The organism is Ensifer sp. EB106-03-01-XG145 (assembly GCF_058792075.1).
The window spans coordinates 310446-324629 of the sequence record NZ_JBYTEC010000005.1 but is presented as its reverse complement, the minus strand read 5'-3'; the positions used below and the strand labels follow the sequence as shown (position 1 = coordinate 324629).

Annotated in this window: 12 protein-coding genes; 1 reads left to right on the top strand and 11 read right to left on the bottom strand. The window is 63.7% G+C overall.

All coding sequences use genetic code 11. The features are described 5' to 3' along the window. Positions 1-88: 88 nt before the first annotated feature. Complete coding sequence (gene cobM / locus AC3WWH_RS15865) at positions 89-850, top strand: precorrin-4 C(11)-methyltransferase (protein ID WP_058325295.1); 762 nt, start codon at positions 89-91, stop codon at positions 848-850. Positions 851-907: 57 nt separating this feature from the next. Here cobM and mnhG read toward each other — a convergent pair whose 3' ends face one another. The 11 genes from mnhG to AC3WWH_RS15810 form a co-directional block, all read right to left on the bottom strand. Then, positions 908-1279, bottom strand: a complete 372-nt coding sequence (mnhG, locus tag AC3WWH_RS15860; RefSeq protein WP_058325294.1) for a monovalent cation/H(+) antiporter subunit G — start codon at positions 1277-1279, stop codon at positions 908-910. Further along, a complete protein-coding gene (locus AC3WWH_RS15855; protein ID WP_057254530.1) occupies positions 1276-1557 on the bottom strand; it encodes a K+/H+ antiporter subunit F in 282 nt (93 codons plus the stop codon). The genes mnhG and AC3WWH_RS15855 overlap by 4 nt, the downstream gene beginning before the upstream one ends. Further along, positions 1554-2039, bottom strand: a complete 486-nt coding sequence (locus AC3WWH_RS15850) for a Na+/H+ antiporter subunit E (RefSeq protein ID WP_057254531.1) — start codon at positions 2037-2039, stop codon at positions 1554-1556. Before AC3WWH_RS15850 ends, AC3WWH_RS15855 begins: the two co-directional genes overlap by 4 nt. 3 nt (positions 2040-2042) lie before the next feature. Continuing rightward, positions 2043-3659, bottom strand: a complete 1617-nt coding sequence (locus AC3WWH_RS15845) for a monovalent cation/H+ antiporter subunit D (protein ID WP_058325293.1) — start codon at positions 3657-3659, stop codon at positions 2043-2045. Further along, positions 3652-3999, bottom strand: coding sequence for a Na+/H+ antiporter subunit C (locus AC3WWH_RS15840; protein ID WP_057254533.1), 348 nt, complete (start codon positions 3997-3999; stop codon positions 3652-3654). The genes AC3WWH_RS15845 and AC3WWH_RS15840 overlap by 8 nt, the downstream gene beginning before the upstream one ends. Further along, a complete protein-coding gene (locus AC3WWH_RS15835) occupies positions 3999-6905 on the bottom strand; it encodes a monovalent cation/H+ antiporter subunit A (RefSeq protein WP_058325292.1) in 2907 nt (968 codons plus the stop codon). Before AC3WWH_RS15835 ends, AC3WWH_RS15840 begins: the two co-directional genes overlap by 1 nt. Before the next feature lie 329 nt (positions 6906-7234). Beyond that, complete coding sequence (locus AC3WWH_RS15830; protein WP_058325291.1) at positions 7235-9874, bottom strand: bifunctional diguanylate cyclase/phosphodiesterase; 2640 nt, start codon at positions 9872-9874, stop codon at positions 7235-7237. 135 nt (positions 9875-10009) lie between these two features. Continuing rightward, entirely contained in the window at positions 10010-10195 is a 186-nt protein-coding gene (locus tag AC3WWH_RS15825; protein WP_057254536.1) for a DUF3008 family protein, read from the bottom strand. Between the two features lie 83 nt (positions 10196-10278). Further along, the gene (locus AC3WWH_RS15820; RefSeq protein WP_058325290.1) at positions 10279-11898 is read right to left on the bottom strand and encodes a cisplatin damage response ATP-dependent DNA ligase; all 1620 of its coding nucleotides are present in this window, start codon (positions 11896-11898) and stop codon (positions 10279-10281) included. 3 nt (positions 11899-11901) lie between these two features. Continuing rightward, positions 11902-12912 (bottom strand): ligase-associated DNA damage response exonuclease, encoded by a 1011-nt coding sequence (locus AC3WWH_RS15815; RefSeq protein WP_058325330.1) that lies wholly within the window; start codon positions 12910-12912, stop codon positions 11902-11904. 88 nt (positions 12913-13000) lie between these two features. Further along, positions 13001-13954 (bottom strand): nucleoside hydrolase, encoded by a 954-nt coding sequence (locus AC3WWH_RS15810; RefSeq protein ID WP_057254538.1) that lies wholly within the window; start codon positions 13952-13954, stop codon positions 13001-13003. Positions 13955-14184 lie beyond the last annotated feature (230 nt).

Genomic DNA, 14184 nt, shown 5'->3' with positions numbered 1-14184 from the left:
AAATGCGGAAGAAAAGTGAGCAAAACCAGCAGGAGCGTGAAGCAGTTTGCGTCGGCAACGGCGCCAGAACGAAAAGTGAGAGTGGCAAATGACGGTACATTTCATCGGCGCCGGCCCGGGGGCTGCGGATCTGATCACGGTGCGGGGCCGCGACCTGATCGGGCGTTGCCCGGTCTGCCTCTATGCCGGCTCGATCGTTTCGCCCGACCTCCTGCAGTATTGCCCGCCGGGTGCGCGCATTGTCGATACCGCGCCGATGTCGCTGGACGAAATCGAGGTGGAATACTTGAAGGCAGCTGCCGACGGTCTCGACGTGGCGCGGCTTCATTCCGGCGACCTCTCGGTTTGGAGTGCAGTGGCCGAGCAGATCCGCCGGCTGGAGAAGCACGGCATCGCCTACACGATGACGCCGGGCGTGCCGTCCTTTGCCGCCGCCGCCTCAGCCCTTGGCCGCGAGCTCACGATCCCAGCGGTTGCCCAGAGCCTGGTGCTAACCCGCGTTTCGGGCCGTGCCTCGCCGATGCCGAACAGCGAAACGCTTTCCGCCTTCGGCGCCACCGGCGCGACGCTGGCGATCCATCTCGCCATCCACGCGCTCCAGCAGGTGGTCGAGGAACTGACGCCGCTTTATGGCGCCGATTGCCCTGTTGCTATCGTCGTTAAAGCCTCCTGGCCGGACGAGCGGGTGGTGCGTGGAACGCTCGGGGACATCGCCGCCAAGGTCGCGGAAGAGCCGATCGAGCGCACGGCGCTGATCTTCGTCGGCCCGGGGCTCGAAGCCTCCGATTTCCGCGAGAGTTCGCTCTACGATCCCGCCTATCAGCGACGGTTCAGGGGCCGCGGCGAATAGGCCAGCGCATTTCAGAAATTTGTTGGCGGCTTTCTGCGTCTTTGCACGGCTTGAAACCTACTCTACCTGTTCTTCGCGCGGCGGACGCTGCTTGAGCGGCACGCCGTGTTTTTCTTCCACGCGGTCGCGATAGAGTGCGGCCTGCCCGAGCAACATCAGCGTCATCGGTGTGGTGACGAGAACGAAGACGATGATCAGGATTTCGTGGAACACCCAGCGGCTCTGCAGCACGGCGAAGCAGATGATCGAGGCTGTGCAGATCAGCAGCACGCCGCCGCTGGTTGCCAGCGTCGGCGCATGCAGCCGCTCGTAAAAGCTGGTAAACCGCAGCAGGCCGACCGAGCCGATCAGCGCTATGGCAGCGCCCAGAACCGTGAGCCCGCAGACCAGAATGGCCGCCCAGACGGGAAGGTCGGTGACATGGCTCATTCGATAATCTCCCCGCGCATCAGGAACTTGCCGAAGGCGATCGACGAAACGAAACCGATCAGTGCGACGATCAACGCCGATTCGAAATAGATCGAGTTTGCCGTGCGGATGCCGAAGGTGAGCAGCATCAGCATGGCGTTGATGTAGAGCGTGTCGAGGCCGAGGATGCGATCCTGCGCGCGCGGTCCTCTCACCATGCGGTAGAAGGCGAACGCCATCGCCAGGCCGAGCATGATCTGGGCAATCAGGATCGACCAGATGATCGTGAGTTCCATCATCCGAATATCTCCTTCAAGGCGGCCTCGTAGCGCTTGACCGTATCGATCCAAACGCGCTCGTTCTCCATGTCGAGCACATGGAAGAGCAGGGATTTGCGCAGGCGATCGTATTCGAGCCAGGCCGTTCCCGGCGTCGCCGTCATGACGCAGGCGAGCAGCGCCAGGGCATTTTCGTCATCGAGATCGATATCGACGGTCAGGAAGCCGGAATTCGGCGGTCTGCGTCGGCCCCTTAGAATGACGGCAGCGACGGCCAGGTTGGATCGGATGATGTCGAGCGCAATGGTAAAGCCGAAACGCAGCATCAGCAGGACCCGCCGCGGGTGCGAACGGGCGAGACCGAGCTTGAGCGTCACCCAGCCGAGACCGGTGGCAAGCACGGAACCCATGAGGATCGTGCCGGGGGCGACCGACTGATTGAGCAGCAGCCAGATGGCGAGCAAACCGGCCGAAAGAAGCGGGTAGGGAAACCAGGTGCGCATCGGCTATTGCCCTCCCGCCCGAGGTGCGGTGAGTACGCGTTCTGCATAGCCTGCCGGGTTCAGAAGCGAGTCCGCCGTCGCCTGCATGTAGCGCATCGTCGGGCCGGCCTGCACGCTGAGGTATATGCAGGTGGCGAGCAACACGACGACGGGTGTGATCTCGATGACGACCACCCGCGGCACGGTGTTTTCAATCGACGCCCAGAAAGTGCGGATGCCGACGCGGTTCATGGCGATCATCGCCGCCAGACCGGAGACGATCAAGAGGGTGACATAGGTCCAGTCGGCTGCGGATATCACCGGAGCGGCTTCGGTTCCCGACAGGCCGAAAAGACCGCCGAGGATCGCGAATTTGGCGACGAAACCGGAGAGCGGCGGCAGGCCGGCGAGCAGCAGGGCGCAAAGGCAGAAGCAGAGGCCGAGGATCGCCATGGTGCCGGGGATCGCGGCGCCGACCACTTCTTCCTCCTCGTCCTCGTCGGCATCGCCGTAGGCTTCCATCGTCACCGCCAGAACGTCGGCGCCGGCGTCACGGCCACGCTCGACCAGTTCGATCAAGAGGAAAAAGGCGGAGATCGTCAGTGTCGAGCTGACGAGATAGAACAGCGCGCCGGCAATCATGCTCGGATGGCCGAGGCCGATTGCGGCGAGCAGGGTGCCGGAGGAGACCAGCACCGAATAGGCGGCCAGACGGCCCATTGCCTGGGAGGCCAGCACGCCGATCGCGCCGAAGGCGATTGTCAGCAGGCCACCCAGAAGCAGGATCGGTTGGCCGAAGCCTGCGGAAGCGCCGGCGCTTGCGCCGAAGACCAGCAGCGAAAGCCTGAGGATGACGTAAATGCCGACCTTGGTCAGGATCGCGAAGACGGCGGCGACCGGCGGCGTCGCGGCCGAATAGGCTGTCGGCAGCCAGAAGCTCAAGGGCCACATGCCGGCCTTCACCAGGAAGGCGACACCGAGCACGCCCGCTCCGACCTCAACCATCTGGCGGTCATCCGGCGAGAGCGTCACCAGTTTCATCGAGAGATCGGCCATGTTGAGCGTGCCGGTCGCGCCATAGATCAGGCTGACGCCGATCAGGAAGAGCGATGAGGCAGCGAGGTTGATAGCAACGTAATGCAGGCCCGCCTTGACGCGGAGCGGCCCGGAGCCGTGCAGCAGCAGGCCGTAGGATGCCGCCAGCATCATCTCGAAGAAGACGAAGAGGTTGAAGAGGTCGCCGGTCAGGAACGAGCCGTTGAGACCGGCGATCAGCAGCTGGACCAGCGAATGGAAGTGGTGGCCGGCCGTGTGCCAGCGCGCGATCGAATAGGCCTGGGCGGCAAGCGCCAGTCCGCTCGTCAGGCACAGCATCAGCGCCGACAGGCGGTCGAGCACCAGCACGATCCCGAAGGGCGCCGGCCAGTTGCCGAGTTGATAGACGCCGCTGCCGGCGGGGGCGCCGTCTATCGAGGCGATGCGCATCAGCACCATCGAGAGGATGAAAAGCGCGAGCGTCGAGACGAAGCCCATCACGCCCTTCAGCATGCGGTTGCGCTCGTCGATCGGGATCATCGCGGCACCGACCATCAGCGGCAGCAGGATCGGCAGGATCAGCAGGTGGTGCACCCAGTTAGTCATGGCGCTGCTCCCGGCCGTCGACGTGGTCGGTGCCCGTGAAGCCGCGCGAGGCGAGCAGCACGACGAGGAAGAGCGCGGTCATCGCGAAGCCGATGACGATCGCGGTCAGGACGAGCGCCTGCGGCACCGGATCGGTATAGCGGCTGAGGTCGCCGACGCCGCCGGGTTCCAGCACCGGCGGCGCGTTCACGCGAAGACGCCCCATGCCGAAGATGAAGAGGTTGACCGCATAGGAAAGCAGCGAGAGGCCGATGATCACCTGGTAGGTGCGCGGACGCAGCAGCAGGTAGACGCCCGATGCGGTCAGCACGCCGATCGCGACAGAGAGGATGATCTCCATTAGCGGGCCTCCTTTCCGCTCCGCGTGGCGCGGGCATGGGCACGCGGCGCACGGATCGACTGGTGGGCAAGGGCGATGAGGATCAGCACCGTTGCGCCGAGCACCAGCGAGAAGACGCCGAGATCGAAGAACAGCGCGCTGGCGAGCGGGAACTTCCCGACGATCGGCAGCGTCACGTATTGCGCGTGCGAGGTGAGGAACGGATAACCGAAGAGCCAGGAGCCGATGCCGGTGGTCGCGGCAACCAGCAGACCGATGCTCATCCAGCGCAGCGGATGGATGCGCAGCCGTTCCTCGACCCAGCGGGTGCCGCCGGACATGTATTGCAGGATAAAGCCGATCGACATGGCGATGCCGGCCGCAAAGCCGCCGCCCGGCAGGTCATGGCCGCGCAGGAACAGATAGGCGGCGAGCATGCCGATGACCGGGAACATCCAGCGCATGATCACAGAAGGCACGAACAGATACTCGGCGACGCTGTCGCCCTTGCTGCGATCCGGGTGGTCGTCGTCGAAGGCGTTCTGGACGCGCTGCTGTTCCGGTGCCTCCAGGCTGTCGGCCTGCGGGCGGAAGCGCAGGAGCAGAGCGAAGACCGTGAGCGCGACGATTGCCAGAACGGCGATTTCGCCGAGCGTGTCGAAGCCGCGGAAGTCGACGAGGATGACGTTGACGACGTTGGTGCCGCCGCCCTCCTTGTAGGCGCGCTCAAGGAAGTAGCTGGCGATCGTCTCGGGCATGGGCCGGGTCATCATCGTATAGGCGATGAGCGCCACGCCGCCGCCGGCGGCGATCGCCAGCAGGAAGTCGCGCAGACGGCGGAAGCGGACCCGCAATGACAGCAGCTCCGATTCCTGCGTATCCTCGATACGCTTCGGCAGCCAGCGAAGACCGAGCAGGATGAGGACCGTCGTGACGATCTCGACGAGCAGCTGAGTCACGGCAAGGTCCGGCGCCGAAAGCCAGACGAAGGTCAGGCAGGTGGTGAGACCGGCGCCGCCAAGCAGCACGAGTGCGGCGAGCCGGTGGAATTTTGCCAGCAGCGCCGCGCCGATCGCGCAGGCGATGCCGACCGCCCAAAGCAGCGCGAAGGCCGGATCGATGCTGCGAACGAGAAGCGGCGGCAGCTCGTATTTGCTTAGAAGCAGCGGCAGCGCACCGGCGGCGACGGCGATGAAGACGAGGAAGCGCATCTGCGGCTGCAGCCGCCGGGTGCCGAGCCGTTGTTCGAGCGAACGTGCCCATTTCCAGGAGAGCGTCACGAGCACGCGCTCGAAGATGCGCTGGCCGTGCAGCAGGCGGAAGATCGGCGGCCCCTCGATGCTGGTCGCAAGATAATTGCGCATCAGGAAATAGAGGCCGACGCCGCCCGCCAGCGCCACGAAGCTCATGATTAGCGGCAGGTTCCAGCCATGCCAGACGGAGAGGCTGTAGTATGGCGTGCTGGCGCCCAGGATCGATACGACCGCCGTGTGCAGGAACGGACCGATGGTGATCGCCGGAATGATGCCGACGACCAGGCAGGCGAGCACCAGGAATTCGATCGGCACGCGCATCCAGCGCGGCGGCTCGTGCGGCACCTTTGGCAGATCCTCCGGCGTCTTGCCGAAGAAGACGCTATGGATGAAACGCAGCGAATAGGTGACCGCGAACATGCCGGCGAGCGTCGCGATATAGGGCGTCATCGTGTCGAGGATGTTGGCCTGGTGTGTCTCGATCGCCTCGGCGAAGAACATTTCCTTCGAGATGAAACCGTTCAGAAGCGGAACACCAGCCATGGCAGCGCTCGCGACCATGGCGAGCACCGCCGTTCCCGGCATGTAGCGGATCAGCCCGCCGAGCTTGCGCATGTCGCGCGTTCCGGTCTCGTGGTCGATGATGCCAGCCGCCATGAACAGCGACGCCTTGAAGGTGGCGTGGTTGACGATGTGGAAGACCGCGGCGACCGCTGCAAGCGGGCTGCCGAGGCTCAACAGCACCGTGATCAGGCCGAGATGGCTGATGGTGGAATAGGCCAGCAGGCCTTTGAGGTCCTGCTGGAAGATGGCGAAATAGGCGCCGAGCAGCAGGGTGGAGAGCCCGGCAAGGCCGACGATCCAGAACCAGGCCTCGGTACCGGCCATCACCGGCCACAGACGCACGAGCAGGAAGACGCCTGCCTTCACCATGGTTGCGGAGTGCAGGTAGGCGGAGACCGGGGTCGGTGCCGACATCGCGTGCGGCAGCCAGAAGTGGAACGGGAACTGCGCGCTTTTCGTCAATGCGCCGAGCAGGACCAGGATCAGGACAGGCATATAGAGCGGCGAGTTGCGGATCAGATCGCCCGACGCCAGCACGACGTCGAGGTCGTAGCTGCCGACGATGCGGCCCATCAGCAGGAGGCCGACGAGCATGCAGAGGCCGCCCGTGCCGGTCACGGTCAACGCCATGCGGGCGCCGTCGCGGGCATGGGCATTGTGGTGCCAGTAGCCGATCAGGAGGAACGAAACGATGCTCGTCAGTTCCCAGAAGACCGCAAGCAGGATGAGATTGCCTGAAAGCACGACGCCGAGCATCGAGCCCATGAAGGCAAGAAACAGCGCCAGGAAGCGCGGCACCGGGTCTTCCGCGGCCATGTAGTAGCGGGCGTAAAGCACGACGAGCACGCCGATCGCCGTCACCAGCACCGTAAAGAGCCAGGCGAAGCCGTCCATCCGGAGCGTGAAATTGAGGCCGAGTTCAGGGAGCCAAGCGATGTCGTAGCGCAGCACGCCGCCCGAGGTGACGAAGGGATAGAGGCTGGCGGCGACGAGGAAACACAGGAGCGCGATCGTTCCTGCGAACCAGGCTGTCGCACCGCGTTGATCGGGCGGAAAGAAGATTGCAAGGAGGCTTCCCGCAAATGGGGCGAGAATGAAGACAGAAAGCAATTTTCCCGCGTATTCGATCGTACCGTTCCCTTCGTTCGGGTTTCATGGAGAGCGGGCACCAGAGCGCCGTGCTTTCAAAAGAATGCACAGGGGACGCACCAGGATGTTGAATCTAGAGCATCTTTTCCGCTTCAGTGGGTTGCCCTTGAAGCGGGACGCCCTAGAGGCCCGAAAGGGCGGTCGCATCAGCGACTGCCGCAGGTGATGCCGCCGATCCCAAGACGTGGAGGCAGGCAATTGTTTTTATGGCGATTCGCGGCAAAGCTGCCAAGCCTTACCGGTGCGAAAAATGCACGCACCGTGTTTTTTGCAGCAGGCCGGCGTGCTTCTCAGGCCGCAAGCCAGCGGCGCTCGAAGGCGAAGGTCGCGAGGTCGTTGGCGTTCATCGGCCGCGCGAAGGCATAACCCTGCAGCCCGTGGCAGCCGAGTTCCTTCAGGATGTGGGCGTGTTCCAGCGTCTCGACGCCTTCGGCGATTACTTCGATGCCGAGCGACGTGCCGATATCGATGATCGATTCGACGAGGCGCTTTTCGGCGGGCGAGTCGAGGATCGGCAGGACGAGCTGGCGGTCGATCTTCAGCCGCCGCGGGGTCAGCTTCAGAAGGCTCAGGATCGAGGCATAGCCGGTGCCGAAATCGTCGATCTCGATGTCGATGCCGAGTTCCTTGATTCGGCGGATGTTGGAAAGCACGGTCACGTCGCTCTCGTCAAAGGAGATCGATTCCAGGAGTTCGAAGGACAGGCGGCCCGCCGGAATTTGCAATTGTTCGAGGCGATCGATCAGGTTTTCGTCGTGAAGACGTGCATAGGACAGATTGACCGAGACCTTGGGAATATGGATGCCGCCCGCCTCCCAGCGGTAGATCTGGAATAGCGCCTGTTCCAGGATTGCCTGGTCGATCGACGCGACCACGTTAATGTCTTCCGCCGTCTTCAGGAAGGTATGCGGGCCGAGCAGTCCCTTGGACGGGTGATCCCAGCGCGCCAGTGCCTCGACACCTGTTATGTCGAGGGATCGCGGGCAGAACTGCGGCTGGAAATGGGCGATGAACTCGTTGTGCTCCAGCCCGCGAAGGATCTCGTCGGCCGTCTGCTTGGTCTTGAAAACGGCCGTCTTCAGCTCACCGGTAAAGGTCTCGTGCCGGTTGCGGCCGCGGCGCTTGGCTTCGTAGAGCGCAATATCGGCATTGACCAGCACGTGCGACAGATCATCCGTTGCCTTGGCCTGAGCAGCAATGCCGATGCTGACGCCGATGCGGCACTCCTGGTCCTTGTAGCGGACGGGCACGCTCATCGCCTCGATGATGCGGGATGCGAGTGCGGCGTCCGGTTCCATCCCGCCATCCTGGCGAACGATGACGAACTCATCGCCGCCGATGCGAGCGACGAAGTCCCTGGCATCCGCATTGCCCCGGAGCAGCTCGGCGGCATGGCGCAGGATCTCGTCGCCGGCGGCGTGGCCGAGCGTATCGTTGATCTGCTTGAACCGGTCGAGGTCCATGTGGAATATGCTGAGCCGGGCCTCCGGTGCGAAATGTCTGTTGCGCTCGGCCAGGACCTGATCGAGGAACCGGCGGTTCGGCAGGCCGGTCAGCGGATCGTGCAGCGCATTGAATTCCATGCGATGGCGCGCCGCCTCGAGCTCGACGCTGTGTGCCTCGGCCATGCGCTTGGCTTCGAACAGGGTTTCGCGGGTCTCGAAGTCGGCGGTGACGTCCCAGTTGACCCCGACGACCTTCCGCATGCCATCGGCGCCGATATAGGCTGAGCCGATCGCGCGAATGTGACGCAAACTGCCGTCTGGGAGGCAGATGCGGAAGTCCGAGTTGTAGGCGTCGCCCGTCTCGAGCGCTTCTGCGAACTCGGCCTCGGCGCGCTGGAGATCGTCGGAATAAAGGGCGCTTCTCCAGTCCTCATAGGTCTCGCGGGTGGAGCCGGCGCGACCGTAGAGTTCGCGCATCCGGTCGTCCCAAAGCAGCTTGCCGCTCGCAATATCCAGCTCCCAAATGCCGATCTGCGAGGAGTCCAGCGCGATCTTCAGCCGATGGGAGAGCTCTTGCAGCTGCGCCTTGCTGTGCCTCAGCGCGCGGATGTTCATCTGCCGCTCGCTCATCAGGCGACCGGTCAGCACCATCGGCAGGATGATCATCAAGCCGCCGAGAACGATCAATCCGCGGATGAACCAGGCATTGCCGGCCGTCGTCGGCCAGCCGCCCCTGGGAACGGCTGCGATGCGCCAGGAGCCGCCCGGCAACAGCACGGTCATCCCGACCGGCGAATGCTTGAAGATCGCGGGGTCGCCAAAGAAGACCTGCCCTTCCGCGCCGGTGCCGTCGCGCCCGGCTATGGCGATATCTATGCCGGGCTGTTCGGAAAGGAGGCCGCTGTCACGATAGAGGCGGTCTATGTCGATGATGGCGGAGACGATGCCCCAGAAGCGATTGCTGCCGCCGCCGGCGTTGATCATAACCGGGAAGCGGCCGATCAGCCCACGTCCGCCCTGGACGAGATCCACCGGGCCGGCAAGCACCATCTGCCTGGTGTCCTTGACACGCATGACGGCAGCGCGCTGCAACTCGTTCTTGCGGTAATCGAGCCCCAGCGCCTTCTCATTTCCTTTGAGCGGGTAGACGAGCGAGACGACGAGGTTCGGCGCGGCAGCGATGCTGCGCAGTTGCGAGCGTTCGGTAAAGATGCTGCGCGAAAGGGCGGCGAAGCGCTTCTGATCCATGCCCGGCTCGGTGACGAGCGTGCCGATCAAGCCGCGCACGAGCTGGATATTGCCGTTGACGTTGGCTTCGAGCTTGGAGCGGATGGGATTGAGCTCTTCGGCTACCCGTGCGCGCAACCGCGCCTCGGCTACCACCTGGTTCTGATTGTCCGCCAGGATGCCGGCCACCAGGACCACGAAAGCCGCGATGACCGCCGGAAGGTAGCTTGGCGTTAAAACCCTGGAGAGCCTCTTCATTCCGAGGTTGAAAGCATGTCTGGCAGGCACAAATCACCCCGGCGGCACGCGAATGGCTGTGTATCGACCCGGATAATCCCAAAAGGGTCTTAATAATTCTTGTTTTAGCCAGCTCTTTTATTCGAGGTTTCGCACTCAACCGCCCTTGCGCTCGGGTAGCTTCTTCCGCTTGGTCTCGGCGAGTTCCTTGAGCTCGCCTTCCGTCATGGATTTTTCCATCTCGCGGGACGCGCCCTTGAGGCTGGACTTCTTGGTCTCTCCGCGTTTCGCGGCCAGGGCCGCACCGGCTGCCTTCTGCTGAGCCTTCGATTTGGCTGGCATGGAACACCGCCTTTCGGTTGATAGCCCCTCCTAACGCTCAGCTGTCGCCGGTGTTCCGAGATTTTCGGATGAATAGCGCGATGCTACGCGCCTTCCCGCGCCTCGATCATGGCTTGCAGCGTCTCCAGGCGATCGGCATCGCGTGGCAGCTTGTCCTGTCGCAGGCGGGCAATGCGGGGGAAGCGCATGGCCACGCCGGATTTGTGCCGGGTCGAGCGGTTGATGCCTTCGAAGGCCACCTCGACGACGAAACCGAAATCGGGTTCGGCCCTGACGGCACGGACGGGCCCGAAACGGTCGGTCGTGTTGTCCCTGACGAACCGGTCGAGAAGCTCTAGCTCGGCGTCGGTGAAGCCGAAATAGGCCTTGCCGACCGGTACGAGCGTTTCCTTCCCGTCGATGACAGTCCAGACGCCGAAGGTGTAATCGGAATAGTAGCTCGAGCGCTTGCCGTGGCCGCGCTGTGCATACATCAGCACCGCATCGATATTGAAGGGCGCACGCTTCCACTTGAACCAGGGACCTTTGACACGGCCGGGCGTGTAGGGCGAATCGAGCCGTTTCAGCATGATGCCTTCGATGACTGGATCGGGCGGGTCGGCGCGCAGCCGGTCAAGCTCTTCCCAGGAGGAGAACGGCACCAGCGGCGAGAGGTCGAAGTGTTGTGGCGCAGCACTTTCCACGAGATCGGCAAGCATTGCCCTTCGTGTGACGAAGCCTTGCGGGCGAACGTCCTCATCGCCTGAAAAGAGAATGTCATAGGCGCGGATGAAGGCCGGGTAGGCCTCGATGAGCTTGTGGCTGACGGTCTTGCGGTTCAGGCGCTGTTGCAGGTCGGCGAAGCTTCGGGTTGCGCGATTGGTGCGCGCCGTGCCGCCGACGAGCAGTTCGCCGTCGATGACGCCGGTGAAGTCCGCGGCCTCCAGCACATCGGGAAAGGCGCCGGAAATTTCGTCGCCGCTGCGGGAGTAAAGACGTTTGACGCCGCCGATATTGGCAAGCTGTACGCGGATCCCATCCCACTTCCATTCGGCCGCGAAATCCCTGGGGTCGAGCGCGTCGAGATCGCCCTCAGCGACGGGATTGGCGAGCATGACCGAGTGGAAGACCGCCGGCGTCGAAAGCTCGGGCTTATCCGCCTCGCCCAAGAGCCAGCGGAAGAGCGGCAGATAGGGCGGCGACAGGCCGTGCCAGAGCGTTTCAATCTCGGCGACATCCTTGCCGCCCATGTCGGCAAGCGCCTGCTTGGCGAGCTTCGCCGATACACCGATGCGCAGACCTCCGGTCACCAGTTTGAGGAAGGCGAAGCGCGCCGAGGTGTCCAGGTGGTCGAGCATGTCGCGCACGACGCTGCGCACGTCGGCGCGCCCGGTCATCTGCAGGCGCTCGATGGCGGCACCCAGCGGGATGTCCGATTGAACCGTACCAACCGGGGGTTCCCAGACGAGCGACACCGTTTCGGCGAGGTCGCCGACATAGTCGTAGGAGTACTGGAAGAGCACCGCGTCCATGCGTTCGAGGAGCAGGTCCCGGATCATCGCCGGCTTGACCGTGTTCAGCGACAGCGTGCCGGCGACTGCCGCAAGCGCATATCCGCGGCTCGGATCCGGCGCGGTCCGGAAGTAATCGGCAAGCAGGCGGATCTTGGCGTTGCGCTGTGGGCTCAGGACGAGGCGATCGAGCAGCTCGGCAAAGGCGTGCATCCGTCACTCTCCCTCGTCGTCGTAGCCGACGAGATGCAGCGGGCGGGCGGCGATGCCTTGCAGCTCGCACCAGCGCACCAGTGCTTCTTCGCGGCCGTGCGTGACCCAGACTTCGCCGGGAGCAATCTCGGTGATCGTCTGCGTGAGCTCGGCCCAATCGCAATGGTCGGAGATGACGAGTGGCAGTTCGACGCCGCGCTGCTTCGCTCTTTGCCGGATCAGCATCCAGCCGGAGGCGAAGATGGCGATCGGATCGGCGAAGCGCCGCGACCAGCGGTCGGCGAAGGCGGCGGGCGGACCGATCACGATGGTCCCTCTGAAATCCTGCTTTTCGTCGGCGGCAAGTGTTGCCGGGCGGAGTTCGCCGAGATCGATGCCCTGGCTCTGGTAGTAGTCGCACAGCCGCTGCAGGGCGCCGTGAATGAAAATCGGTTGGTGGTAGCCCTCTTCGCGCAGCAGCGCGATGACACGCTGCGCCTTGCCGAGCGCATAGGCGCCGACCACGTGGGTCCGTTCGGGAAACTGGGTAAGCGAGGTGAGCAGCTTGCGCGTCTCGGCCCGGTCGTCCGGGTGGTGGAAGACCGGCAGACCGAAGGTGGCCTCGGTGATGAACACGTCGCAGGCAACCGGTTCGAAACCCGTGCAGGTCGGATCCCGTCGCCGTTTGTAGTCGCCGGAGACGACGATGCGGATACCGTTGGCATGCACTGAGATCTGTGCCGAGCCAAGCACGTGGCCGGCGGGATGGAAGCCCACCTCGACACCGTTCAGCGTCAGCCTTTCCCCGAGTTCGACCGCCTGGCTCGTGCCGCAGAATCCATCTCCGTAACGAATGCGCATGATGTCGAGGGTTTCGCGGGTGGCGAGCACCTGGCCGTTGCCGGCGCGGGCATGGTCGGAATGGCCATGGGTAATGAGCGCCCTTTCGACCGGCTGCACCGGGTCGATGTAGAAATCGCCAATCTGGCAGTAGAGACCCTTGGGGGCGGGATAGAGCAGGGCGTCCGGTTTCATGGACATAAAGATAGCCGGCGAACGCGCGTCCGCCAGCCATCTTGTTCAAGTTTTTCAAGGCGCAACATCGGTCGCGCCTCGATCAGGTTCAGTCGTTCAAGACAAGCGTGTCGCTGATCAGCTTCAGCGTGCGGGCCGCATCGATGTCGATGCAGGCCTTCTGGCTTGGCAGATTGTCCCACGGGCTCGGCGGGAAGAGCCTGTTGTCGGGGCTCTGGATCGTCTGGCCGTCGGCAATGCCGCCGCAGACGACACGGATCGATCCGCTTCTGACGGTGAAGAGATCGGGCGCCACGACATAGGCGCAGGCGCAGCTGTCATGCACGACCATGCCATCGGGAACATGCTGCTCGTAGAAGGTGACGTAGAACTTCGAGATGTCAGCAAGCAGCTTGCCGGCCTCGCCGCCGCGCTCGGCTATGTCGGCGATCATCGCCTTGGTCATCACGGTCTGGGTGGTGACGTCGAGGCCGACGACGGTGACCGGCCACGCGGCCGTCATCACCACGTCAGCGGCTTCCGGGTCGCCGTGGATATTGGCTTCGGCAGCGGGTGTGATGTTGCCGTTGACGTCGAAGGCGCCGCCCATGATGACGACTTCGCGCACGAGTGCGGCAAAATCCGGATCCTCGCGCAGCGCCAGCGCCAGGTTGGTCATGCGGCCGACGGCGATCAGCGTCACTTCGCCCGGATGGGCGCGGACCGTATCGATGATGAAGCGGTGCGCCGGGCGCGGGTCGATCGGCAGGTCGACAGTCTCCGGGACATCGATGTTGCCGAGGCCGTCGTCGCCGTGGATGAAGGTCGGCCAGCCGACATGCGGACGGTCGGGGTCGAAGGTCTTGTCGAGGCCCTTGGCAACCGGTGCATCGATGCCCCATTGCTGCTTCAGGAACAGCGCATTGCGGGTCGTGGTTTCGACCGAGGCATTACCGAAGACAGTGGTGATGCCGATCAGGTTGATAGCCGGATGACGATGCAGGAAAAGCAGCGCCATCGCATCGTCGATGCCCGGGTCCGTATCAAAGATGACTTTGTGCATTGCGTTCTTCTTTTCTTGTTCTTGTGTTTGACGGCCCGCAATGGAGGCAAGATGGCTGTGAAAGTCAATCTCCCTCGCGGGCGCCTGGGCCGAGACTGAGCGCCTTCCTGGCCGGTTTCCGTTGGAACATCGCTGCACCGGCAGACATGGCGGGCTCCCTCGCAGCAGCTTAAACTTTCCGAAAGGGTGGCGCGCCTAATGTTGAGGCGCGCCCTTTCGGGCTTTTCTGC